The organism is Acinetobacter courvalinii, from assembly GCF_014635545.1.
Taxonomy (GTDB): domain Bacteria; phylum Pseudomonadota; class Gammaproteobacteria; order Pseudomonadales; family Moraxellaceae; genus Acinetobacter; species Acinetobacter courvalinii.
Map to the genome: position 1 here is coordinate 1,433,546 of NZ_BMDA01000001.1, position 24,110 is coordinate 1,457,655.

Annotated in this window: 29 protein-coding genes; 12 read left to right on the plus strand and 17 right to left on the minus strand. The window is 40.6% G+C overall.

Going from position 1 to position 24,110, the window contains the following annotated elements:
- Window positions 1–51 precede the first annotated feature (51 nt).
- Entirely contained in the window at window positions 52–285 is a 234-nt protein-coding gene (locus IEV39_RS06415; RefSeq protein ID WP_005285444.1) for a hypothetical protein, read from the plus strand.
- Between the two features lie 46 nt (window positions 286–331).
- Here IEV39_RS06415 and IEV39_RS06420 read toward each other — a convergent pair whose 3' ends face one another.
- Entirely contained in the window at window positions 332–574 is a 243-nt protein-coding gene (locus IEV39_RS06420) for a hypothetical protein (RefSeq protein ID WP_005230111.1), read from the minus strand.
- 507 nt (window positions 575–1,081) lie between these two features.
- Here IEV39_RS06420 and IEV39_RS06425 point away from each other — a divergent pair.
- Window positions 1,082–2,302, plus strand: a complete 1,221-nt coding sequence (locus tag IEV39_RS06425) for an iron-containing alcohol dehydrogenase (RefSeq protein ID WP_005285442.1) — start codon at window positions 1,082–1,084, stop codon at window positions 2,300–2,302.
- A gap of 251 nt (window positions 2,303–2,553) precedes the next feature.
- Here IEV39_RS06425 and IEV39_RS06430 read toward each other — a convergent pair whose 3' ends face one another.
- Window positions 2,554–3,939 carry a KGG domain-containing protein gene (locus IEV39_RS06430; RefSeq protein ID WP_151027120.1) on the minus strand — a complete coding sequence of 462 codons (1,386 nt, stop codon included), beginning with the start codon at window positions 3,937–3,939 and terminating at the stop codon, window positions 2,554–2,556.
- 378 nt (window positions 3,940–4,317) lie between these two features.
- On the opposite strand from IEV39_RS06430, the gene IEV39_RS06435 reads away from it, so the two are divergent.
- The 3 genes from IEV39_RS06435 (at window position 4,318) to IEV39_RS06445 (ending at window position 6,795) form a co-directional block, all read left to right on the plus strand.
- A complete protein-coding gene (locus tag IEV39_RS06435) occupies window positions 4,318–4,746 on the plus strand; it encodes a hypothetical protein (RefSeq protein WP_005285436.1) in 429 nt (142 codons plus the stop codon).
- Window positions 4,747–4,893: 147 nt separating this feature from the next.
- On the plus strand, window positions 4,894–5,772 hold the full coding sequence (locus tag IEV39_RS06440; protein WP_005285434.1) for an SDR family oxidoreductase: 879 nt from the start codon (window positions 4,894–4,896) through the stop codon (window positions 5,770–5,772).
- A 54-nt stretch (window positions 5,773–5,826) separates the two neighbouring features.
- Entirely contained in the window at window positions 5,827–6,795 is a 969-nt protein-coding gene (locus IEV39_RS06445) for a methyltransferase (protein WP_005285432.1), read from the plus strand.
- Window positions 6,796–6,847: 52 nt separating this feature from the next.
- On the opposite strand, the gene katE is transcribed toward IEV39_RS06445, so the two are convergent.
- Window positions 6,848–9,037, minus strand: coding sequence for a catalase HPII (gene katE / locus IEV39_RS06450; protein WP_289812224.1), 2,190 nt, complete (start codon window positions 9,035–9,037; stop codon window positions 6,848–6,850).
- A gap of 10 nt (window positions 9,038–9,047) precedes the next feature.
- On the minus strand, window positions 9,048–10,457 hold the full coding sequence (locus IEV39_RS06455) for an iron-containing redox enzyme family protein (RefSeq protein ID WP_005285428.1): 1,410 nt from the start codon (window positions 10,455–10,457) through the stop codon (window positions 9,048–9,050).
- A 230-nt stretch (window positions 10,458–10,687) separates the two neighbouring features.
- Between IEV39_RS06455 and IEV39_RS06460 the strand changes: the two genes are divergently transcribed.
- The 4 genes from IEV39_RS06460 (at window position 10,688) to IEV39_RS06475 (ending at window position 12,800) form a co-directional block, all read left to right on the plus strand.
- Window positions 10,688–11,164 carry a CinA family protein gene (locus IEV39_RS06460; RefSeq protein ID WP_005285426.1) on the plus strand — a complete coding sequence of 159 codons (477 nt, stop codon included), beginning with the start codon at window positions 10,688–10,690 and terminating at the stop codon, window positions 11,162–11,164.
- Between the two features lie 243 nt (window positions 11,165–11,407).
- A complete protein-coding gene (locus IEV39_RS06465) occupies window positions 11,408–11,605 on the plus strand; it encodes a hypothetical protein (protein WP_005285424.1) in 198 nt (65 codons plus the stop codon).
- 94 nt (window positions 11,606–11,699) lie between these two features.
- On the plus strand, window positions 11,700–12,020 hold the full coding sequence (locus IEV39_RS06470; protein ID WP_005285422.1) for a hypothetical protein: 321 nt from the start codon (window positions 11,700–11,702) through the stop codon (window positions 12,018–12,020).
- 102 nt (window positions 12,021–12,122) lie between these two features.
- Window positions 12,123–12,800 carry a DUF421 domain-containing protein gene (locus IEV39_RS06475; protein ID WP_005230081.1) on the plus strand — a complete coding sequence of 226 codons (678 nt, stop codon included), beginning with the start codon at window positions 12,123–12,125 and terminating at the stop codon, window positions 12,798–12,800.
- Window positions 12,801–12,864: 64 nt separating this feature from the next.
- Here the strand turns inward: IEV39_RS06475 and IEV39_RS06480 are convergent, their stop codons facing one another.
- The 5 genes from IEV39_RS06480 to IEV39_RS06500 all read right to left on the minus strand — a co-directional run bounded on the left by IEV39_RS06480 (window position 12,865) and on the right by IEV39_RS06500 (window position 14,622).
- A complete protein-coding gene (locus IEV39_RS06480) occupies window positions 12,865–13,092 on the minus strand; it encodes a hypothetical protein (protein WP_005285420.1) in 228 nt (75 codons plus the stop codon).
- Window positions 13,093–13,150: 58 nt separating this feature from the next.
- On the minus strand, window positions 13,151–13,579 hold the full coding sequence (locus IEV39_RS06485) for a hypothetical protein (RefSeq protein WP_005285418.1): 429 nt from the start codon (window positions 13,577–13,579) through the stop codon (window positions 13,151–13,153).
- Between the two features lie 273 nt (window positions 13,580–13,852).
- Window positions 13,853–14,119, minus strand: a complete 267-nt coding sequence (locus IEV39_RS06490; RefSeq protein WP_005230077.1) for a hypothetical protein — start codon at window positions 14,117–14,119, stop codon at window positions 13,853–13,855.
- A 58-nt stretch (window positions 14,120–14,177) separates the two neighbouring features.
- Window positions 14,178–14,369 (minus strand): hypothetical protein, encoded by a 192-nt coding sequence (locus tag IEV39_RS06495; RefSeq protein WP_005285416.1) that lies wholly within the window; start codon window positions 14,367–14,369, stop codon window positions 14,178–14,180.
- 91 nt (window positions 14,370–14,460) lie between these two features.
- A complete protein-coding gene (locus IEV39_RS06500; protein WP_005230075.1) occupies window positions 14,461–14,622 on the minus strand; it encodes a hypothetical protein in 162 nt (53 codons plus the stop codon).
- A 325-nt stretch (window positions 14,623–14,947) separates the two neighbouring features.
- Between IEV39_RS06500 and IEV39_RS06505 the strand changes: the two genes are divergently transcribed.
- Together IEV39_RS06505 and IEV39_RS06510 are read left to right on the plus strand one after the other, a co-directional pair.
- Window positions 14,948–15,130 carry a hypothetical protein gene (locus tag IEV39_RS06505; RefSeq protein WP_005230073.1) on the plus strand — a complete coding sequence of 61 codons (183 nt, stop codon included), beginning with the start codon at window positions 14,948–14,950 and terminating at the stop codon, window positions 15,128–15,130.
- Window positions 15,131–15,377: 247 nt separating this feature from the next.
- Window positions 15,378–15,845 (plus strand): hypothetical protein, encoded by a 468-nt coding sequence (locus IEV39_RS06510; protein ID WP_005230071.1) that lies wholly within the window; start codon window positions 15,378–15,380, stop codon window positions 15,843–15,845.
- Between the two features lie 163 nt (window positions 15,846–16,008).
- On the opposite strand, the gene IEV39_RS06515 is transcribed toward IEV39_RS06510, so the two are convergent.
- The 3 genes from IEV39_RS06515 to IEV39_RS06525 form a co-directional block, all read right to left on the minus strand.
- On the minus strand, window positions 16,009–16,554 hold the full coding sequence (locus IEV39_RS06515) for a glycine zipper domain-containing protein (RefSeq protein ID WP_005230070.1): 546 nt from the start codon (window positions 16,552–16,554) through the stop codon (window positions 16,009–16,011).
- A 239-nt stretch (window positions 16,555–16,793) separates the two neighbouring features.
- Complete coding sequence (locus IEV39_RS06520; protein WP_005285413.1) at window positions 16,794–17,273, minus strand: hemerythrin domain-containing protein; 480 nt, start codon at window positions 17,271–17,273, stop codon at window positions 16,794–16,796.
- Window positions 17,274–17,429: 156 nt separating this feature from the next.
- Window positions 17,430–17,882 (minus strand): hypothetical protein, encoded by a 453-nt coding sequence (locus IEV39_RS06525; RefSeq protein ID WP_005285411.1) that lies wholly within the window; start codon window positions 17,880–17,882, stop codon window positions 17,430–17,432.
- Window positions 17,883–18,176: 294 nt separating this feature from the next.
- Here IEV39_RS06525 and IEV39_RS06530 point away from each other — a divergent pair, with 294 nt between their 5' ends.
- Window positions 18,177–19,847 carry an FMN-binding glutamate synthase family protein gene (locus tag IEV39_RS06530; protein WP_005230063.1) on the plus strand — a complete coding sequence of 557 codons (1,671 nt, stop codon included), beginning with the start codon at window positions 18,177–18,179 and terminating at the stop codon, window positions 19,845–19,847.
- A gap of 56 nt (window positions 19,848–19,903) precedes the next feature.
- Here IEV39_RS06530 and IEV39_RS06535 read toward each other — a convergent pair whose 3' ends face one another.
- The 5 genes from IEV39_RS06535 to IEV39_RS06555 all read right to left on the minus strand — a co-directional run bounded on the left by IEV39_RS06535 (window position 19,904) and on the right by IEV39_RS06555 (window position 24,107).
- Entirely contained in the window at window positions 19,904–20,557 is a 654-nt protein-coding gene (locus IEV39_RS06535; protein WP_005285409.1) for a hypothetical protein, read from the minus strand.
- Window positions 20,558–21,286 carry a hypothetical protein gene (locus IEV39_RS06540; RefSeq protein ID WP_005285407.1) on the minus strand — a complete coding sequence of 243 codons (729 nt, stop codon included), beginning with the start codon at window positions 21,284–21,286 and terminating at the stop codon, window positions 20,558–20,560.
- Window positions 21,287–21,345: 59 nt separating this feature from the next.
- On the minus strand, window positions 21,346–21,864 hold the full coding sequence (locus tag IEV39_RS06545) for a DUF4124 domain-containing protein (protein WP_005285405.1): 519 nt from the start codon (window positions 21,862–21,864) through the stop codon (window positions 21,346–21,348).
- An 81-nt stretch (window positions 21,865–21,945) separates the two neighbouring features.
- The gene (locus IEV39_RS06550) at window positions 21,946–22,974 is read right to left on the minus strand and encodes an alpha/beta hydrolase (RefSeq protein ID WP_005230055.1); all 1,029 of its coding nucleotides are present in this window, start codon (window positions 22,972–22,974) and stop codon (window positions 21,946–21,948) included.
- Complete coding sequence (locus IEV39_RS06555) at window positions 22,974–24,107, minus strand: YdcF family protein (protein ID WP_005285402.1); 1,134 nt, start codon at window positions 24,105–24,107, stop codon at window positions 22,974–22,976. Before IEV39_RS06555 ends, IEV39_RS06550 begins: the two co-directional genes overlap by 1 nt.
- Window positions 24,108–24,110 lie beyond the last annotated feature (3 nt).

Sequence of the window (24,110 nt, forward strand, 5' to 3'; positions counted from 1 at the left end):
CTTCGATTAGTTTAAATAAATAATGAATAAGGCCTTAATAGAGCATTAACCATGACCGAGATATCAACCTTCGAAAAACTGACCCAACTGCTGGATGCGTATAGTCATGAACATGGTGCCCGACCGCAAAAAATTTTAATTGGTTATAAGGCCTATTATCATCTTATGGGAAATTCAAACTTCGCCACAGAAGTCACCGATTCAGCCTTAAATCCAAATAAAAGAAGGTATAAAAAGATAAAAATCAAAGTCACCAAAGATGACTATCAACTTGAGCTGGAATAATGTTCTTGCCTAAAGAGGCAGGTGGTTCTATCTATAATGTATGGGCTTAGATCAGAATTTCATTTTCGTTATAATATTTTTCCAGTTCAGTAATCAACTGTTGTTTGCCATCCATGCCATAGAATGCAAAATTGATTTTTTCCAGATAATTGACAATAAAAATCAGGCGACTGTTTTCATCATTCTGACGCTTCTTTTCTTGCAGGAACTTTTTATATGCGATAAACAGTTGCTCACTTTTACGCATTTTTTGCCGTCTCAAGCGCACTTTATTTTCTAGCTCAAACATATACTTTAGACCTTACTCCTTCGGAAATAAAAACCCACCGAAGTGGGTTCAGAAGCCATCAGAATGTTGTGTTAGAAAACATCAAAATTATTATTTTTATGCTCTAACCAACTGTTTCTTGTTGTTGTAGAACCAGCATAGTCTGAGGTGATGACAGTTCTATGACGGATCAGATGCCTTTCCATTCCCGTTTCATCAGCTTAGCTTTCTACACGATGTTGTTGAGCATTTTTGAGGGTATGCGATGAGGTCATTGATGACTCTTTTCCAGATAAATTACTTTGCTATAAGGCAGTTGTAGATGAATTTTTTCCAGCTTTAAATGATCAAGATAATGAATAATTGAATCACAAGGTCAAAAATAGAAGTGAGTACATAGGATTGGTTTCTAGAAAAGTCCACGCCTTTTTTTGTTTGACTTGCGTACGGGTAAAATATATACATAAATAATGATACAGGTTGTATCACGATATAAAAATACAAGAATCAAGAATAGGATTTATAACAATGTCTCATCAAATTAATCTGCCAAGGATTATGGAAATTGGCAAAAATGCACGAAGCAAGCTTCCGCTGATTCTGAAAAGTTTAGGTGCAAAAAAACCGCTGATCATTACCGATAAGATGATGGTTTCACTAGGATACATCGCACAGATTCAAGCAATATTAAAGGCTGAACAGATCGACAGTGATTACTTTGATGAAACCATTCCCGAACCCACGTCGAGCTCGATTGAAACAGGTGTTGAGCATGTCAAAAACCATGCTTATGATGCCATTATCGCGATTGGTGGCGGCAGCCCGATAGACAGTGCAAAAGCGATCAGCATTTTAAGCAAACACGGTGGTGTCATCGCTGATTATAAATTTCCCCGCCAAGTCAATGAAATAGGCCTTCCGATTATTGCCATCCCGACCACAGCAGGAACAGGTTCTGAATGTACACGTTTCACCATCATTACCAATGACCTGACCAGCGAAAAGATGCTTTGTGCGGGTTTAGGCTTTTTACCTGTTGCAGCGATTATCGACTATGAACTGACGATGTCACTGCCTGCCCGAACCACGGCAGATACAGGAATTGATGCACTGACCCATGCCATGGAAGCCTATGTGAGTAAAAAAGCCAGTCCCTATAGTGATGCGCAAGCAATCGCTGCAATGAAACTGATCGGCCCAAATTTGCAAAAAGCGTATCACCAGCCTAACAATGAATCTGCCCGTGAAAAGATGATGCTTGGCTCAACGTTGGCAGGCATTGCCTTTTCCAATGCCTCTATTGCATTAGTGCATGGCATGAGCCGCCCAATTGGTGCTTTTTTCCATGTCCCTCATGGTTTGTCGAATGCCATGTTGTTACCTAGCATCACAGCATTTTCAGTTCAAGCCGCGCCTGAACGCTATGCAGAATGTGCCAAAGCGATCGGCTGTGCGGATTATGATGACTCGGATGAGGTCGCCAATCAAAAGCTCATTGCTACGCTTATTGAAATTAATCGAGATTTGGCGGTACCCAGCTTAGCTGAATTTGGCGTCAGTAAAAGTGATTTTGATCAGGTGGTACAGACTATGGCTGAGCAAGCATTGGCTTCAGGTTCACCGTTAAATAATCCAGTTGTACCCACAATTGAACAGATCATCACGCTTTACCAACAACTTTGGCAAGAACCAAAACCAGCACTGATTTACGAGAATAAACTTACCGAAAAAAGCTACACATATAACTGATCTAAAAGGCTGAGCATGATCGCTTATCTGCCATACGATTATGCAATAAGCGATCAATCATTGATCTGCGAATATTGAGTTCGATCGAAAGTTTTAGAGCTGCTAGAAGCTGTTGAGCGGCCAAAAAATGAAATACCCATTAAAAAAGGATATTGAGTAAAAGACTTACTCAATATCCTTTAAGAGTGACTCAATAATGGTTTAGGCTAAAAAAGCACTGGCCATTATTGAATGCAATCAAACCGCTGGATTTAGCTGGTAAAGCGCCCGTATTCATCGCGTTTTTGATTGCCGCGCCCACGGCTGCCACGATCACCATCTTCATCGTCGTCATCATAACGGCTACGGCCTCGGCCACCAGAACGGCTGCCACCGCGACGATCGTCTTCATCATCATCACGACGGCTGCGACCTCGGCCACCGGAACGGTTGCCACCGCGATCATCTTCATCGTCATCATCACGACGGCTACGGCCTCGACCACCGGAACGGTTGCCACCTCGACGATCATCTTCATCGTCATCATCACGACGGCTGCGGCCTCGACCACCGGAACGGCTACCACCACGATCATCTTCATCGTCATCACGACGGCTGCGACCACGACCACCAGAACGGTTGCCACCACGATCATCTTCATCATCGTCATCACGACGGCTACGACCTCGGCCACCGGAACGGTTGCCGCGACGATCATCATAATCATCGTCGTCATCGTCATTGCTGCTGCGGCCACGACCACCTGAACGGTTACCGCGACGATCGTCTTCATCATCGTCGTCACGACGGCTGCGACCACGACCACCGGAACGGCTACCACCACGATCATCTTCATCGTCATCACGACGGCTGCGACCACGACCACCAGAACGGTTGCCACCACGATCATCTTCATCATCGTCATCATCGTCATCACGACGGCTACGGCCTCGGCCACCGGAGCGGTTACCACCACGATCATCTTCATCGTCATCATCACGACGGCTGCGGCCTCGGCCACCAGAACGGTTGCCACCACGATCATCTTCATCATCGTCGTCACGACGGCTACGGCCTCGACCACCGGAACGGTTGCCACCACGATCATCTTCATCATCGTCGTCACGACGGCTGCGACCACGACCACCGGAGCGGCTGCCACCACGATCATCTTCATCGTCATCATCACGACGGCTACGGCCACGACCACCGGAACGGCTGCCACCACGATCATCTTCATCATCGTCATCACGACGGCTGCGACCTCGGCCACCAGAACGGTTACCGCCGCGATCATCATAATCATCGTCGTCATCGTCATTGCGGCTACGACCTCGGCCGCGACCACCGCGATCCTCATAATCGTCATCCTCATCGTCACGACTGCTAGAACGACGACCATTTCTGTGACTTAGAGAGCCTGCTTCACGTGCTTCTTCAGAGGTAAATTCGTGCGCATTTCCGCGGGAATGGGCAATACGTCCTGCCTCCCGGGCTTCCTCTGTGGTAAATTCATGCGCATTTCCGCTTGCATGGGCTGCACGTCCGCCCTTACTTGCGATTTCCCGTAATCGATCGGGATCCATGCTCGCGAATCCACGGTTTGAGGTACCTGAGTTATTATCTTGATCATCGTTTCTAGAATCTTGATTAGCCATGATTATCTCTTCCTCTATTAAAATTATATAGGCCGTTATATAGCGGCTATATTCACCATAAGAGATAAAATGCTTTTGCTCTAACCCCGCTATGTTTCAATACTTTTAAATGTTTCTCAGTTATATTTTTCTGAAATTCATATGTTCATGTTATCTGTGATTTTTTTAAATTATATATTTTAAAATTACCCGCTGATTTTTACGCTTTAAATCACACAGAGATAAAAGCATTAATAAAGTCAACAAATAAACATTCATTTACAACCCTCATCTAAATAGTTAAAGTTTACATAAAAAAATACAAAGCATATGTTTAAAAAAACAATTGAATTGAAGACATTAAAAATTGAGCAGAGAAAAAATTTTAGGAGAGTTAAAATGAATAAAAAACAAGAGACAGATTTAGTGATAGAACTGCAATCGACCTTTATCCGTTTGCTCAGTCCTGAAATTTTGCTGGCTCATCTCGACATTAATCATAATGACTGGATTGCCTATGACTCGGACTGGTTTTATAAGGTAGAAAAAAAAGATATTGCCTTGCCGTTACAGCGCATCCTGTACATGACCAACAATATGAAAAATATTGAAATTTGCAGTAATGAACAGGAGTATTCCAAGGCGTTAGACGTTCAACAAGCTGCTGTCAGTAACAGTACTTTAGCAACAGCTGAAAAAATAATTCGAGCAATCCTCAACCTGGCAGATGCAACACCCATTGAAAACTGGACTCAAGATACAGAAAACAGAACACTTGTTGAAGATATTATTGCCAGTAACCATATTAAGATTTTAGCGATTGTCTAAATGTCATTTTATAATCGTTAGAATTTATATTTTTTTACCACCTTCTACGGAAAAAATACAATTCCAACTTATCAAAACATTGTCCTTACCGAAAATAACATCTTTTTCCAAGATGATGAAAAATAATCGAAGCAAAGGACGTTAGAGATGAGCAATAACCCGAACCAATATCCAACAGCTGCACCGGCGCAAGAACAACAACACCAGCCTGGAGAGCAACAAGTTATGCATCCAGAACCTGAAATCATTAAATCCACCCATCAGGGTAGTCATAAACTTAAAGATAAAGTGGTGCTGATTAGTGGTGGCGATAGCGGTATAGGCCGTTCCATCGCGGTGTTATTTGCCCGTGAAGGTGCAGACGTCGCAATTATTTATCTTGAAGAACAACAAGATGCTGAAAAAACCAAACAACTGGTTGAACAAGAAGGTCAGCATTGTTTACTGCTCAAGGAAGATATTAGCGATCCCAAAAGTTCAGAAAAATGTGTCGCAGAAACCCTTAAGGTGTTCGGAAAGATTAATATTCTGATTAATAATGCGGGTGTACAGTATCAACAAAAAGATCTTGGCGATATTAGTACCGAACAGCTGGAAAAAACATTTAAAACCAATATATTTTCAATGTTTCATTTAACCAAAGCCGTACTGCCTCATTTAAAAGAAGGAGACAGTATTATTAATACCACCAGTATTACCAGTTATCATGGACATGATGAATTAATGGACTACGCCAGTACTAAAGGCGCAATTACCACGTTTACCCGTAGTTTATCCAATAATCTGATGAAGCAGAAAAAAGGCATCCGAGTCAATGGTGTTGCCCCTGGCCCGATCTGGACGCCCCTGATTCCAAGTAGTTTCGATGCAGAAACTGTCGCAAAATTCGGTCAGGACACGCCAATGGGACGAATGGGCCAGCCGAGTGAAGTTGCGCCAGCCTACTTGTTTCTGGCGTCTGATGATGCCAGTTATATCACCGGACAGGTCATCCATGTCAATGGTGGTGAAATCGTGAATGGCTAAGTGAGCACAGAACCTCCTTCGGGAGGTTTTTTAATAAAAACAAGAGGCTAAAACATGGATCAGCACGTGAATATGGAACTTGTACAGCAGAGGGCTTTACTGTATTTACTTAATTTTCTAAAACAAAAACATTACCGTTTCACTGTGATTACTCCGCTCAGCCATGAACGGATTTTTATGCGTAAGCAAAATTTACCCAATGAACTTCGAAACTTAAAGGATATCTTTGGCTGGAATCTGCCCTTTTATCCACAAGATCTTGATCAACGTCTGTTTCTGATATTAAAAAATGCTCACCTGATCCGTATTGAAAACCAGCAGTGGTTGAGTCTTGTTCGGGTCGCTTCTCTGGATGATCAGTTATTTATTCATTCCGCTTTTCCAACCGTTGAAACCGATGCGGTATTCTTTGGTCCCGACACCTATCGCTTTCATTATCATCTTAAACAATATTTGCTTACCCAGCCCCAGACGGTAAAACGCAGTGTAGAACTGTGTTGTGGTGCGTCTCCGGTGGCTATTGCAGTTGCCCGCTTATTTCCTGAAACGACAGAAATTTTCACGGCCGACATCAATCCCAAAGCTCTGTTTTATAGCCAGATAAATAAAAAATTTTTAGGTATCGATAATATTTTTCCCATTCACAGCAATTTGTTCTCTGCTCTGGAAGGTGATTTCGATTTGATTTTTGCCAATCCACCTTATCTGATGGATCTGCATGAACGTCAATACCGCCACGGCGGCAATACACTGGATGGCACGGACCTATCCTTTAACATTCTCACAGAAGGCATAAAAAGGCTTACGCCTCAAGGCACGTTATTTTTATATACAGGAATTGCAATAAGCCAAGACGGCAATAAATTTTTACAAGCCGTCGATCACTGGATGCAACATTATCCAGACTTTAAATACAGTTATGAAGAAATTGATCCAGATGTGTTCGGAGAAGAGCTGGAGCAACCTGCCTATCAGCATATTGAGCGCATTGCCATAGTCCTGGTCAAGCTTTCTGCTGCCTGAGCAATATTTTAAACGGATATAAAAAAAGCTCCATATAGGAGCTTTTTTTATATTAGGCAGGTATGGCTTCGGCTACGGCTTCCCTGTCCCAAACACGATGATGGCGTAGTAAGTGTTTAAGCGTGTCGGCCACCTGCAGGAAATCATCCTGTAATAGCGTGCCTTCATCCGGTTTTAAACCCAACTGATCCAGTAACTCAGCTTTGTCACCCAGCAACACAATCGGTTTTAAATGTTTATAGGCTTCCAGCAAGTAATGCTTGCTCACACCATCGGCTAAAACGGCATCCAGATTGTCACCATCGGCAATCACCACCGCATCATAGATAATCGAGGGTTCGGCTTTCTGCATACCATCTGAAGGAATCACTTCATCACGTGAGCCTTTTACAGGCGCCAGCATTGGTGTCAGTAAATGCACAATGGCATTTTCCTGAATCGACCAGTTGATAATGCTACGTAAGCTCTCGGCATGGACTTTATCATGAATCAGTACCGCTATTTTACGGCCCTTGATATCCTCTGGAATAAATGCCTGCATAGATAGTTTTTCAGATTTTTCAATGCTGGCATGCCTGAAGTTTTCTTTTAAGTCTGGCACTTCAATCCCGAGATTTTGCCCGACTTGCTTGGCAAGATCAGTATCAATATTGGCCAGCACTTCCTGAACTTCACGCTCACGGATGTGTGGGCGCTGGACCTTGCTCAATTCAAAGGTATAGGCATCTATCACATGTTTTTGCTCATGCGGTGCCAGGCTTTGATAGTACAAACGGGCTTGTGAGAAGTGATCCGAGAAAGATTCACTGCGCTGGCGAATTTTATGTCCATCAATACGCTCCTGATAACTTTCAAAGCCTCCATTCTGCGCGGCAGGCGGAATCTCAATTGGCCAGTTATTATCGATCGAATTAGGTTGATAAGAGGCCTGACCTTTATGAATTTGATGCTGATGTATGCCATCACGCTGGTTATTATGGAATGGGCAGACCGGTTTATTGATCGGGATCTGATGGAAATTCGGCCCACCCAAACGACTTAACTGGGTATCGGTATAAGAGAATAAGCGCGCCTGTAACAACGGATCATTGGTAAAATCAAGTCCTGGCACGATATGACCCGGGCAAAATGCGATCTGCTCGGTCTCCGCAAAAAAGTTGTCGACATTACGATTCAATACGAACTTTCCAATCGGGGTAATCGGGACCAACTCTTCGGGAATAATTTTGGTCGGGTCCAGCAGGTCGAAATCGAAGCTCATTTCATCTTCTTCTTCAACAATCTGCACTCCCAGTTCCCATTCAGGATAGAGGCCCTGCTCAATGGCTTCATACAGATCCCGTCGATGGAAATCCGGATCTTTACCTGCCAGTTTTTGTGCTTCATCCCAGACCAGCGCGCTTAAACCTTGTTTAGGCGTCCAGTGAAATTTCACAAAGCGTGCTTTTTCATGTGCATCAATCAGACGGAAGGTATGCACACCAAAGCCCTGTATCGAGCGTAAATTGCGCGGAATCGCACGGTCTGACATGGCCCACATGACTGCATGCGCAGATTCAGGCACCAGTGAGACAAAATCCCAGAAGGTATCATGGGCGGTAGCGCCAGTCGGAATTTCTCTATGTGGTTCCGGTTTAACCGCATGAACAAAATCCGGAAATTTAATCCCGTCCTGAACAAAAAATACAGGGGCATTATTCCCCACCAGATCAAAGTTACCTTCTTGGGTATAGAACTTGATGGCGAAACCGCGAATATCACGTACCGTATCAGCTGAACCACGAGGTCCCTGAACGGTAGAAAAACGCACAAAAATAGGCGTCTGTATGCTCGGGTCAGTCAAGAAGCCGGCTTTGGTAAAACGTTCATTGCCTTCATAGGCCTGAAAATAGCCATGCGCACCCACACCACGTGCATGTACAATCCGTTCCGGAATGCGCTCATGGTCAAAGTGAGTAATTTTCTCACGTAAAATAAAGTCTTCAAGTAAAGTCGAACCGCGTACGCCCGCTTTCAAACTGTTCTGGTTATCTGAAATCTTGACCCCTTGATTGGTGGTGAGCGCTTCATTGGTCGCATCACTTCTGACCTGATCAAGCTGTCTGGTCTTGTCAGTTTGATTCATTTTATCTGGTGTATTCCCAGCTAAAGCACTTTGGCTATTATTCTCTTTAAGATCGTCATTCATTGGGCTACCCTGTTTATTGTTGGCTATATAAAAATGATGAGATGTTTTGCTCATGTTTCCTCACTTAACGCGGCGAAGCGGTTAAATAAGGAAATAAAAGTTCTGCATATTTCTGCGTACTCCATAAACCGATGCTTTTGTGATGGGATTCGGGGGCGAGAAAAGGCGTCAATTTACAAAGCTTGAGTGCAAAATTGTCTGTCTGGCTGACTCTGTTTTGTAAATGTTCCAGTTCGCCATCCGAGATATAACTAAATAAATAGTCATGTAAGGGTTGTTCTTTACTTAGGCTATTCTTATACGGCAATACATGGGTTGAGTATTGTTCGCCTGCAATCCAGTCGTGAATAATCTGTCTTTCGGCCGGAGTAAACACCCCATACATTTTTCCGTCTTCATGGCTGATCATGCGCCAGAACACACTTTCTTCCGGATCACAATTAAATTTAATCCACCGCTTTTCAACCAGTTGATTGATGAAGCTGCCAATTTCTTGAGGATTAGCCAACCACTGATTAATGGATTTACACCCAACAAACTGTTTTTCGTTATGCACCAGTTGTCCGATGAGTGCCTTACGCTTCAAGATTTTATAAACAAAGTTTTCTAGATTCAGGTTTTTAATAATTTGCCGGGAGGATATGCCTTGCTGATTGAGTGCATAACCACGTTTTACCTTCTGCATGAAAACATCTTTATCTTTATATTTTTTATAAACATTTTCAAAGACTTTCAGGGATTTATGTGCATGGCCATTGTCTAGATTATCAATGGTAATATGTAAATTGAAATACTTGGCTTCGATTCCTAACTCTTTAAGTTCATAGTTGGTGATAAGAAGATGTAAAGGCAGCTGCTCATAGCCGAGATTAAAGCCAATGATTTCAGGAATATACTCTGGCGGAGCATAACCGAGTGCAAGTTGAACCGCAGATTGATGGTAATATTCATCATCCAGAAACAGCTCAAAATCATCCAGTCCCAATACACGCAATAAATCATCATAAATGCAGACATGATTGGCTTTTGCCTGCCCTAAGCCAAGCTCTTCCAGATAGATCAGAATCAGATCATGAAAGACCGGATCATTCCAGTAATTGACAATGCTGTATAGCCAGGAACCGTCTACCTTTTTAACTGGGGCAACTTTAAGTAGGAATTCAAAGGCCTGCCCGATATTTTTAAAATATTCTCGCTCGCCTCCTGCATTACGCTGGCTCAAATATTCCTGATAGTCTTGACATACTTTTCGATTTTCATTGTTATACCAAGCACGGATTTCTTCAATTTGATTGGGCAAAGAAATCTTGCTCGGTTTCATCATCTCAAATTCTTGTTTTAAAAAATTAACGGCTTTTTTCTCTTTTTCAAAGTTAGATATATCCCCATCGAGGAAGAAAGAAACTAACTCGTAATAATTTTTATGATCGTCCTGCAACAAATCAAGTAATCTTTTTTTTACGACAACAGACATTTCCATTCTCCGAATCGAAACTATAAAATCACCTTACTTTGCTCATCCTTTATTCCTACCAACATTTTGTTAAAACAGGTTAATATTGAAACACATAAAATTTAAAAACCTTTTATATCAACCATATAGAAAAAGTATATTTTTACATTTTAATATTTTGAATTATTTATCCATAAAATAGATTTCAAAATAATTAATAATTTAATGAATGAGTTTTATTCGAGAAAGCCATGTTTAAGAAATCCTGTGAATTACTCGCACAAAAAAAACTTTCTATCTTCTTTCTGGAAAGTGCATCAGCTGGTTATTTATCTTACCAGTTTTCTTTGAGTCCATTTTCTGGGGATATTCTGACCGGTAGTCTGGTTTGCTATGACCTTAAAGTAAAAGAAAAAGTACTTAAAATTTCTCCTGCGATGATTAAAAAATATAGCGCCGAATCAAGTGAAATTACTGAAGAAATGATTAATAAAGGCAAACATATCTTTAAATCTGATATTTATATTTCCTGTACCGGCTTGCTTAAGCCAGGAGGATCTGAAACCAAACAAAAGCCAGTTGGAACATTCTTTTACTGCATAAACTATAAAAATAAAAACTATAATTTCAGAAATCTATATAAAGGTAGCCCTGAAAAAAAGCTGGAAAGATTACTCAAAGATATATGCACAAATCTTGTTAAAATTATCAAGAAAAAAGATATATAAGAAAGGAGAAACCCTATTTTATGTTGCTTTATGTTACGTTGATATCAACTTATATTAATACTGTTTTCATCAAAACTTGATTACAACCATTAAGCTCTTAAAAAAGCATTATTTAATGAAAATTTGTATATTACATTTAAATAAAGTGAAACAGGCTTGCCCTATTCTTCGGATAAAAATATGTTTTAATTAAACCATCTGATTTACTCAGATAATATCAATAACCAAATGAGGTGTACGATCATGAGTAATACAAATAATCAAAGCAATCAAGAGCGCAATAACCAACAGCAGCAGCAACAAAACCAGCAAAATCAGCAAAACCAAAATAATGACAACCGTCAGCAGCAACAGCAGCAAAATGACAACCGTCAGCAACAAGGATCTAATCAAAAAGATTCTAACAACCAAGGATCAAACCAAAATAATCAGCAGAAATAAGCTTTGATTATTTTGAGATCCGTAAATATTTAGGAGAATAAATTAATATTCTCCTAAATTTTATATACATTGGAAAATTTGCTGGAGAACGATAATGACAAATCAGAATATTACTGATCAAAATAATCAAGGTTCACGTGTAAGTATCGATCCAAATGATCATTGGCGTGAAAGCTATGTGACCCGTCCTTATTATCAGGAAGCTTCACTGGATACACCAGACCTCGATTACGACCGGGACTTTTCCAAAGCATATGAGTTAGGCAGCCGCGCACGATCTGAACATGATCGTAATACCCAGTTCGAAGACGTAGAAGGCAATCTTAAAGAATCTTGGGAAGAGCTGAAAGCCGAATCAAGATTAAAATGGGAACAGGCCAAACAAGCCATCAAAGATGCCTGGGATAAAATGTAGTCCCTGCTCTCCTATAAAAAAATGAGCTTATTTAAAACATAAGCTCATTTTTATTGCGTAGAATATAAGCACTTACAAATTATAAGAAAGAGTAAATCAATAATGGATCTTATCGGTGTTTTCATCCACGATACGACTTGGGAACTGGTCGTAGAAATCATCATTCGCTGTTGTGTCATGTTTCTGCTTATCCTGATCTTTTTAAAGCTGTCCGGGAAACGCGGCATCCGACAACTTTCAATCTTTGAAGTCGCTATCATTCTGAGTTTAGGCAGTGCCGCCGGCGATCCGATGTTTGTTGATGATGCACCGATTGCCCAAGCTTTCGTGGTCATGTGTACCATCATTATTTTATATCGCCTAGTGACTTGGGCCATGATGAAAAGCAAGAAAGTGGAAATCCTGCTGGAAGGAAAACCACTTTGTATTGTCGAAGATGGCTTGATGGTGATACAGGATATGAGAAAAGAAAAATATTCCCATGATGAATTTTTTGCAGAAATGCGCCAGCAAAGTGTTGAACATCTCGGACAAGTCAAAGTCGCTTTGCTTGAAACTGATGGCTGTTTAAGTCTGCTGTTCTATGCCAATGACGACACAAAATGGGGATTGCCACTCTTTCCAAACCATTATAAAAAGACAGATCAATTAAATCCGGCACTTTTTTATTCGTGTATGTACTGTGGTATGACCCAACATTTAAATCATCTGCAGCAACAATGCCCACGTTGCAAAGGAAAAGATTGGGCAGAGGCTTTAAATACGCCTCACATCAACTAGCAAAGAGTCTTCACACTGGCTTGCAATGTGGCGCCTCGTTTACGGTACGGCGCAGCACATTTTTTCAGCTGCCAATACGAAAAACTTTTCCAGTCCGTGGATGGGTAAAGGTTAAGTCATCATTCAGCGGGATCACTTTATCGGTAATGACCACTTTAAATAAAGGTGACCAGGAAAAATCATTTATATTTACATCTATCGGGGGCAGCTTTTCATAAATCTGCTCCACAATAATTTTATCTCCTGCTTCACTACTCGCATCAACTTCTTTTAACATATATTGTTTCGACATCTTAAAAACTCCTGTTTCAAAATAATCGTGGCAAAATACGAAAGATTATTTTATTTCATTAAATGGGTTCTTTATCTTTAAAATATGAAATAATTTCTTCACCACTATTTTTAGTTTTACTCACAATATTACCTGAATCATCATAATAATAATTCGGCATAACCACTTTATTTTTTAGTTTTGTTTCAGACTTCTTGGTAGAAACGATCAGCTTTTCTACAAAGCCTGATAACCATAGTATGTATTCACCTTTATTTTTACTTTTCGGCAAAATACTCACATCCAAATCAATCGATAATGCTTTAGACTTCATTAATAAGTCTTCGAAATTAATATAATTATAAAGCATTTTAAAATCTGAATCTTTGGCAGAATTCCTTAACTCAATCATTAAATTATTAAGATCTTCTACATGCTCGTCAGTAAACCCATATTTTGTTTGAACCTGATCATAAATTTGTTCTGCTATTTTTAAATATTGATGCATGACATTATTCCTTTATATTCTATTTAGGAATTTTGCAGTATTTACAGTAATCAATTGTTAATATTGTTTTAAGTTATGAAATAGCCCTTAAGCTTCATATACATAAACACTACATGATAAGTGAGTTAAAATGCATTACTATAATTTAATGTGATTAAAATCACAATAAAAACTGTCTAGGCTATTATTTAATTTTTGATCCGCTATAAATAATAAAAATGACTAAAGTATGAGCTCGGTACTTTAGTCATTTTTCCCAACGGGTCTTTTGACTTACGACGCTGGGGATTGTCCTGAATTTGAAGTCGTATTACCTGTCTGCACACCTGATGTACCTTGATCGTTCATCATTGCTGGTGCTGATGAATGCTGCATATCATCATGCATTTCATTATTAGGGCTTACAGGTGCTGCCTCCATAGAATGAGGTGTGGTGGTTTCACCTTTGGTCATTGGATCATCGGCATCCCGATTTTTATCACAGCCAGCAAAGGCAAATACACAACATAATGCTAGACTTTTCACGTATAAATTCTTCATTTTTCATTACCTCTCACTTGGTTAATTGAGTAACTCAGATGAATCTTAAAGAACTGCTCTATTCATCCATCATCCACACACACTTCTTTTTACGTTCCTGCTGCAATCGGCTTTTTCGACGCTCAGATAAATGTTTGTGATGTTTAGCTGAATCTCGCTCCCACTCATCGATATCCATCATGCTGTCCAGGACATATTCAGCGTTATAAGGGGGCTTGGAACCGATCAATTGATTATCTTTGGCACTCATCTTTTATTTCCTTATACTTATACTCGACTTTATATTTAGCAAAATTTAGGCTTAATATAAGGGAAGCTTGATCACAAGCTTCCCTTTCAGATTATTTCAGGAACTTGCTCAGCACTTTCTTGCCTTTTACGCTATCGTCCATGCTCAGATCATCATCTTTTTTCTCATCAGATAATTTATTTTTATCTTTATGAGACTTATAATAACAACCTAGAGCAACACCAGTTCCTAAAGTCAAAATCGTTTTTAACATGTGGCACCTCTTAATGTATTTAAGCAACCTCTATACTGAAGATTAATCATGTAAATTTCCCTGTTACTTTTTTTACTTTTCTTAAGAAATGCAATCTTATGTAATTATAAAAAATACGTCTAACGATTAAATATCTCTTTAACTTATTGAAAAATATATCTTAAATTTAGCACCTATGTGTTTCGATATTATTCAATATATATCTCGAAACAAGTTAATAGAAAGGTATAAAAACTTTCAAAACCAAGACAAATGATATAAAGAAATTAATTTCGATGCATATATGCTCATACTTTCATAATTATTTGGGAAAGGAGAAATAATAATGGCTAAAATCAAAGCTTTTGAAGCGGGTTCAATTCAAACATTAGAACACACCATCAATGACTGGCTGAGAAATGAACTTACCCAGAATAATCATCAGGTCAATATTAAATTTATGAGTCATTCGTATGGCAGTGAAAATGACCAAAAGTTTACAGCATTAATTGTTTATGAATATTGCTAAGTAAGCACAAACGCAAGGTCTAATATTTTTAAAAATAATATTGGATCTTGTTGGGTTATATATTATAAAAAGCTAGATAACAGATAAAAACAGAACAGCACCTTGAGCAAACCTAAGTTATTCTTCCAATACTGCTATTTAGTTGCATAAAGCTCCTATTACTCACAAGAACAGGCACAACACTCACAATAAAAAACCTAAAACTCTTCATAATCTCTACATAGCTTGGATTTCGGGAGAGTAAGATATGCCACAATATTTACGTATAGCTGAAACAGTTTATCGACAAGTAAAGGAAAATAAAGACTTCCAGCAGGATCCATTAGAAAATTTAAATAATTTAATGATTGAGATTCGAAAAGAACTCAAAGGGTCTAAATTAAAATTACTTTATAACTTTATTGACTTTGAAGAATGTCTGAACAGGCCTAATGCTGAATGCAAGGTTAAACTGGATGTGAGCCTTATTCCGGCGATAAAAAATGAAGGTGAATTCATCTTGTGGTTAGCAGGTTTTATTCAGAGAATTACCACGGATGGAAAGAGAAAGCTCCCGCCTATTCGTAAAGAGATTCCTCCAGAATTTAAATATACCTTACCCAAAGCACCGCAGAAAACTGCACCTGTCCAGCCAGAATACTCTAAAAGTGGCGAGCTGATTAATTCATATTTTAAATCAGATGAATTTATGGAAGCATTTAATAAAAGCCACTAATTCAAGAAAATAGAAGTGGGCTCTTGACCGTTCACACTTCTATGATTTGCTGACCAGTTTCAGCTACCGCCTGTACGGGCGGTTTTCTTTTTCTACACATAGCACTTTATATAAAAAACCCTGTTCTTAAAGAACAGGGCTTGGAGACTTCAACTTTAAACTATTATTTGGATAGATCTGTCGTCCGGTTCCATGCATCTCGTGAAGCATGGCGTGCTTCATCCCAAGATAAGCGCGAGTCCGCTTTCCCTTCTTGATCCCAGTGTGTTCTTAATTCTGGTTCAACATCTTCAAAGGCCACGTCTGGCTCATAGCCATAACGTTTTTCATAGCCCACACGATAAGCGCCACGATAATCACGATCATAGTCCAGATCAGGATACTTGGCTTTGGCCTCATTATAATAAGGCTGATTCAGGTAATTTTCGCGCCAGTAGGCATCTTCTACAGTCGGATCAATCGCCTCACCCACCGCATTACCGGTTAAACCACCAACAAAGGCACCTACGGCGCCACCCACCAATGTACCCACAGGACCACCTGCACTACCGATTGCCGCACCTGCTACCGCACCGCCTGCTGCACCAACACCTGTTCCAACCGGATGCGAACCCGGTTCACCGGTAATTGGATCAGCATTTAATTCTTTTTTTACTTCATCAGATGAGTTCTTAATACGCTCACGATCATATTGGTCATTATTTGTCATGGTTATTCTCCTTAAAAAAATAATTTACTTGAAACCTTATGCTTAAATAGAAGTTTCAATTCATGTACGCTTTACAGTTTTAGACTAGATAACTTCTTTGTTAAAAACCGTTATAAGAATTTTTTTTAAGTTAATGACGATGATTTAAAGTAAAGCAGGAAATATATTGAAATAGATCGAGAAACTTAATGAAATAAAAACCCTAATAAAGAGGGTCTTCATACATTAACTTTTTACATTTAGGTCAGACTATCTTTGTCTTTATTTAAATATTTTATATATTCGGCCTGATATTTTTCTGCCAGCTCCAGTTTTTGATCATCTGCTAAAATTTTACCCGCTTGCTGGAAAAAACTATGTTCTTCCTCTTTAAGATGATGATGAACCACTTCAGATAATTTCTTGGCTATCGCCAGCCATCCCGGATTACTAAACTCGGTCTCTGTTAGCTGCTCGAGCAACTCATCCATTTCATGGTGCTCTGCTAAAGCATGACGGGTAATATTCAGCCCTGCATCAGACATCATTAAAGGAATATAGAGATAGCGATCTTCAGCAACCGCATGGGCAAACAGTTCATTTTTTAATAAATCAAAAAGCTCTCTTCTTTCAGGGCTATCGCCCGAAGTTTTCACTAACTTTTCAGAAAATTCTCTTTGCTTTTCATGGCTTTCTCGTAAAGCTTCAAATATGGTTAATACTTTTTCACGTTTTGGCATTGTTGGTCTCTTTGGGCTATAGTGAAAAATTTAAACTAAAAATCAGCCAGATATAAAATTGTACAAGTTTAATTTATTTCTTATCTGGAACTGATTTTTATGTATGAAAGGAGTACTGAACGGATTCAATACTCCTTGATGATCGTAACACTTAAGTTAGTGTTGATTGAAGCCATTTAGAAAATCTCCACTCTTGAAATAGGAGATAATCTGCTTACTGTTTTTATCTGTGTTCATCACATCGATCTGCCTGAGATCACTAGTCACGGTAAATTCGGGCGGAATATTATCGACGATAGGAGGAATCCTTTTTTTCCCACCGACGGTAATTTTTTCAATAAATCCTGCCAGCCAGAGCACATATTCATCCTGATATTTATAATTTGGAATCAGACTGACATCGATATTCAGGTAACCATCTATAAGCTGGTTCTTAAAACCAGAATTAAACTCAATAAAATTGTAAATAAGCTTCATATCGGTACCCTTCAGCTCTTTACGGATTTGTTTGAGTAAATCATTGATATATTCGACTGGAGCTTGCGTAAACTTTTTTTCGTCTTTAAGGTTCTTATAAACTTTTTCAGCAATACGCAAATATTGTGGCATTTCGAGGGTCCTCCACTTTTTTGTATTCTTGCTTATTATCTAAAATTCAGTTTTTCTATTTGTAATCATTCTTACATTTATTGTGTTGTTTATTGCTGCTTTGCTACAGATTCATATTTTGTCATAAATAAGTCATCTTAGCTTTACTAAAGCTTGCGTTTTATCTTCAAATAAAGAGGTATCGCACTTATTTTATAAGAGAATAATTCTCATATCTAACAATTCGTTACTTGTGGTTCAGGCAGGTTCTTGGCATCGTTTGTCAGTTGCTTTATTTTTAGGAATCTCCTGCCAATGGCTAGTCCAGCACAAGCGATAAGACATAAATTACTTAACACTTTCTTTTCAAGACATTCTGTTTGGTTTCTTTGTATTTTCATTGCTTTAAGTATTACCTGGTTCAAAACAATTTATACCCCGCATAGTATTTATTATTTTATTTCAGACACCTTGTTAAACGGACTCTGGCTGGTAAGCAGTTTACTCAGCCTGGTCGGCCTACATGATTTATTACAAAAGAAACATGCCATTTTAAGAAACTATCCGATTCTTGGGCATTTCCGCTTTATTTTTGAAGATGTCCGCCCGGAAATCCGTCAGTACTTTATTGAGTCCGATCAAGATGCATTACCCTTTTCACGCATGCAACGTAGTCTGGTCTATCAACGTGCCAAGAATGAGAATGCAGATAAACCCTTTGGTTCCATCATTGATGTGTATGATCCCAATTACCGTTTTATTGTTCACTCGATTGCACCTTGTCCTCCCTCTGATCCAGCGACCTTCCGCGTACAGATTGGTAATGCACAATGTAGCCAGCCCTACAGCGCATCGATTATGAATATTTCTGCGATGAGTTTTGGCAGTTTAAGTGCCAATGCAATTCGTGCCCTCAATAAAGGTGCCGCGCTGGGTAAGTTTTATCATGACACAGGCGAAGGCAGCTTAAGTCCTTATCATTTAGAAAATGGTGGTGACATTGTCTGGCAAATTGCCAGCGGCTATTTCGGCTGCCGTACTCCACAAGGTCTGTTTTCACCGGAAAAATTTGCTGAACAGGCAAAAAATCCGAAGATCAAAATGATCGAGGTGAAACTGTCTCAAGGTGCGAAACCGGGTCATGGCGGTATTTTGCCAAAGCATAAGATTACTGAGGAAATTGCTGCGATCCGTGGTATTTCACGTGAGCATGACTGTATTTCACCGTCTAAGCATCCAAGCTTTAACACCCCGATTGAAATGATGCATTTTATCCAGCAGCTTCGTGAACTGTCGGGTGGTAAACCGGTTGGCTTTAAGCTATGTATCGGACAGCCGTGGCAATTTATGAGCATTGTCAAAGCCATGCTGGAAACTAAAATTGTTCCTGATTTTGTGGTGGTTGATGGTTCAGAAGGCGGTACCGGTGCCGCACCAATCGAGTTCAGCGACTATATTGGTACACCGTTAAGAGAAGGCTTGCGTTTTGTACATAATACCCTGGTCGGTGCCGGTTTACGTGATCAGATCAAAATCGGTGCCAGTGGTAAAATGATCAGTGCCTTTGATATTGCCAGCACTTTTGCCTTGGGCGCAGATTGGGTCAATTCAGCACGTGGTTTCATGTTTGCGGTAGGCTGTATTCAGGCACAAAGCTGTCATACCAACCAATGTCCAGTTGGCGTTGCCACCCAAGATAAAGACCGTCAAAAAGCACTGGATGTACCAAGTAAAGCCGAACGTGTTTTTAACTTCCATAAAAATACCCTGCATGCTCTTTCTGAAATGATTGCAGCTGCCGGTCTAAATCACCCTTCAGAAATCAAGGCACACCATTTAGCTCAACGTATGAATGATCGTGAAATTAAAAACTATGCACAGATCCATTTCTTCTTAAAAGAAAACGAGTTGTTGCTGGGCGATTTGAAAGATGAAGACAATTTCTACTATCGGATGTGGAAACTTGCAGATCCAAATCATTTCTAATCTATGTAAAAAAAGCCACTCAAGAGTGGCTTTTTTATGACTTGTATAAAAATCAATTACCGGCTAATCAAGCGATAAATGCCAAAGATTGCAAGCATCAGGATCAGCAGAAATTTCAGATAAGCAGTCCAGTTGTATTGTGAGCCCTTACCCTGCCAGATTTGTACTTCTACAGACTGGAACTGCAGGTTTGAGACTTCCATCAATTCGGCATGCGCCGCATAATTGCTTCCGTTATTTGACTCACTTACTGAAAATGGATCTGAGCTCATCACCAGCAATATCGGCTCATTGGCATCGTAATGATGCGAATCATTGCTCTGAAAAACTTCAGGATGATAGCCATTTGAACTTTCACTTTGAACACCCCCAATCCACTTCAACACGGTTTCTCCGGCTTGCAGGGTACTGCCTTTCACAACTAGAACAAAACGATAAGGATTTTGGGCTGCATCAGCCTGAAAGCTGATTCCGACATTCGGTCTTTTAAAGGTGTCTTTTGGAGGATCACTGACTGCCTTGTTTAAGGTCTGAATCTCACTCGGAGTCAATAGAATCGAGTTCACCAGCTTTTCGCCATATTCTCCAGCTTTAGGCGCATGCTTCACCTGACCGCATGCAGTGATAATGACGCTGATACTCACTATTAATAAAATTCGAATCCAATTCATTTGCAAATTGAGATGAGCATGTTTACCAAATCTTTGCATTTAAAATACACTCACCGCAATATGACGATCCAGCATCCAGCGAACCACCGGGCCTTGTTTTTCCACAGGTAAAGACAAAATATATTCGAACGTTCGTATCACGACTTCACACTGTTTATTTTTGTCTGGCGCAGTCTCACCGGCATTGAGCAGATCGGCATCAATCGCATAATCCTGTCTTAACTTTTCTGCAATTTCAATCCATTCTGGTGGCGCTTGCATACGATCGACCACTGAACGTGAACCTTGATGGGTTAAAATATAATTCAGTGCGGCAGCGGTCTGTTGCTGCGTAGCAATACTGAGTAAATTTCTTCGTTCATCGATTGTGGTTTTAGCATACAGAGGAAATGCGATAGGAAAGCAATTACCATTGCGTTTGGCATCATAAAGTTGCTGTAAATAAGCTTTTGTCCATAACCGTTGCCCTTCATCATCTGCCTGCTTTTCAACTATTTCTCGAAGCTTCCACCACAAGGTGCTGCTAACTGCAGTCAGCATTTCTTCAGGTTGAACGGTCGCATTGGCCGTTTGCTGAATCGTTTCGTAATCTTTAATTGCATGTTGTTTCAGTGGCTGCAGTAAAACAATCTGATCCAGAAGGTTCTGACGTTGTTCAACTGGATTGTTCTGTACAACTTGTCCTGATGTTAACTCGTGCTGTGAACAACGATTTAACAATAAGAAAACGGCGAAAATTACCCCGATGACCATCAATGCTGCTCTCATTGCGCATTTCCTTGTTATTTTAATATGTGAAAATAAAGTACTTTAAGATCAAAACGTCATTAACGTTTAATTGAACAGGCGGAACTGGTCTGTGTCACCAAAGTATTGGTAGCAGCATTGCAACTGAGATAAATTCCCCCATCTTCAGTACACACGCTTGCGGCATACCGCTGAGGATTATTTTCCAGTAATCGCGCTGGTCGATCTGTATAACGGGCGAATCTCTGCAATGCCTGAATGCGTTGTTTACATTGGCTGAACTCAAGTATGGTTTTTTGAAATTCGGATCTAGAGGTCACTGTTCTGGTTGTATTGCTTGCCAGATCCTGCGTATAAGCATTGTTCTCATGCGTGATGGCTTGCTGCCGTTGTTGTTGCAGCTGACGGCAATCACCGCTAAAGCCATCAGCCGCCGAACCGGTACATGCTGTTTTCTGGCTTGCCTGAATCGCACATGGCCGACTTTGATAGGTTGTACCCTGACGGGTTACACATTTATACAGCTCTTGGGCACCAGCCGGAAAGGTAGCACCGAGCAGAAACAAGACACAAAAACCCCTTAATGTACCTTTTTTCATGATTTCCCCGAATATCTAATTCATTGATATTTTTATAATATTCGAGATTCTATCACTTAAATAATGGCTAAAAAAGCGAAATCAATAATAATAGTGGTTAGGTTTGGCATGCAAAAATGCCGGAATCAGCCCTGTGAGCGCGGCACGAATATCTGCCCGTTCATTGATCAGCTGATGTGAGCCTTCCTCTAACATCAGCAAGGTCTGTAGTCTAAACTTACGGCGGATGTATTCAATGTTATAACGCCAGTCCACCGTTTGATCGAGCGCTCCCTGCGCCAGCCACACCGGAATACGGCAAGCAGGTCGTTGCTCCATTTCCAGCATCCATTTCGACATCGCCAGAATCCAGTCCATACCCATCATACGAGGCTGTAGAGGATCGGTTAAACGGATAAAACGTAGAAATTCGGGATTGTGATTATTACGACGGAAATGGCGTGGTACCTGACTCTTGATACGGCGAATAATGCCCAGCCCGACCGAGTTATGCCACCATGCCGTTTTCGCAGGCCGGATTAACGGAGAAAGCAATAGCACCCGATCAACAATCGGGTCTTCACGCCGTTCAGCAAATTCCAGTAAATGATGCATCCAGATGGCCCCCCCCGTACTTTGACCGATTCCCAGCCACGGCTTCGGTAATTGTCTGGCGCCACGTACTGCATCATAAACCGCATGCAAGACTTGCTGATAATGATCAAAGTTTTGAATACTGGCCGGTGAACCATTGCTCAGCCCATGCCCAGGAAGATCATAGGTCAGCACGCTAAAGCCCTGATCCAGAATTTCCTTGATAATCGGCTGATAGATACCACTATGTTCCAGATAACCATGCAGCAGGCATACGGTGCCCTGTATCTTTTGCTGCTTCGGCTGGAACACCTGTACATGTAAACGGAACAATGGCATTTCCACATAACCCTGCCAATGCTCGCAATCCAGCACATTTAAACCATAGAGTTTACGATAGGCTTGTAGTGGTTTAGATGGTTCAGCAATAACGGATAAATCCAAGGGTTCCAGCACCTGCGGCGTGGTTTCCCGATTTGGAACAGGTAAATCCAGTTGTTTTAGAATTGTCGGATTTAAAAATGGAATATTGGACATTAGGGTATCTCTCGACAATCACTTGAACCAATCAACATATCACGAATTGTAGCCAGCATTTCGTAGTTTGCTCGGCGACTGTGATCATAGTTTTGTTCGCTCGGACGCCAGTCGGTCAAGGTGGTTGGCATAGGAGCAATCACAGGAACCGTTTCAATACCGCTTAAGGCAAATAAACGGCGGGTACGCGGCATGTGATATTCATCGGTAATCAGAATCACCGTTGGTGCACCGCCTTTCTTTTGTAGCAATAACGAGCTGAATCTGGTGTTTTCACAGGTATTCATACTTCTATTTTCAAGTAGCTTGGCTTCTATACCGCGCTCTTTGAGCCATGCCTGCATATAGGGTGCTTCAACGCCGCTCAAGACAATTGGTAGAGCATATTGCTTTTCGACTTCAAGAGTTTTCTCCAGACGCAAACGGGTGTAATTGTTGACCACAATATCTTTACCGTTCGCGCCGAGTGTTAAACCACCACCCAGCACCACAATGGCATTGGGCTGAGACATATTTTGTGGTTCAGGTACACCGTCTTTATTCTTTTTCAGCTCAACCAGATCTTTATTGGTTTCATCCTTATCCTCTTCATTCACGGGCAACTCAATAGGATAGGTCTCAAGAAAAGCCATATATTTACCCATCAGCGCCTGATTGTCCGGGGTATTCCACTGTAAAAAGTCTAATGGTGTAGTGATGGTCACCGCTGAACTGGCCTGATCCTGATCAGTTCGCTCCCCCATCAATGGAATAGCTGGCTGCTTCTTTTCTTCAGCACTTTCTTTTTCCTGCTCTTCAGCAATCAGCTGTTGAAGCAATTTATAACGGGCCTGAATTAGTCTTAAATCTTCAGATTGTTCAGACTGAAAGGACTTTTCCATCAGCTTGAGGTAGGCTTGGCGTGCAATCCACAGATTCGAACCCGGTTCCAAAGTCTCATGTTCACTCAAAGCGGCCGGCTTTTGGCTTTGTGCAGCGACTTCATTCACGTCGACAGGCACAAAGCGGTTCAGCCCTTTCACCACCAGTTGTGAATAAAAAGGCGAATATAAAAAAAGTACAAAACAGCCCAATAGCACGAAGAGTATGGTAATTACCCGTACTAAACTGACCATCCAATGCACTTTAGCCATAAA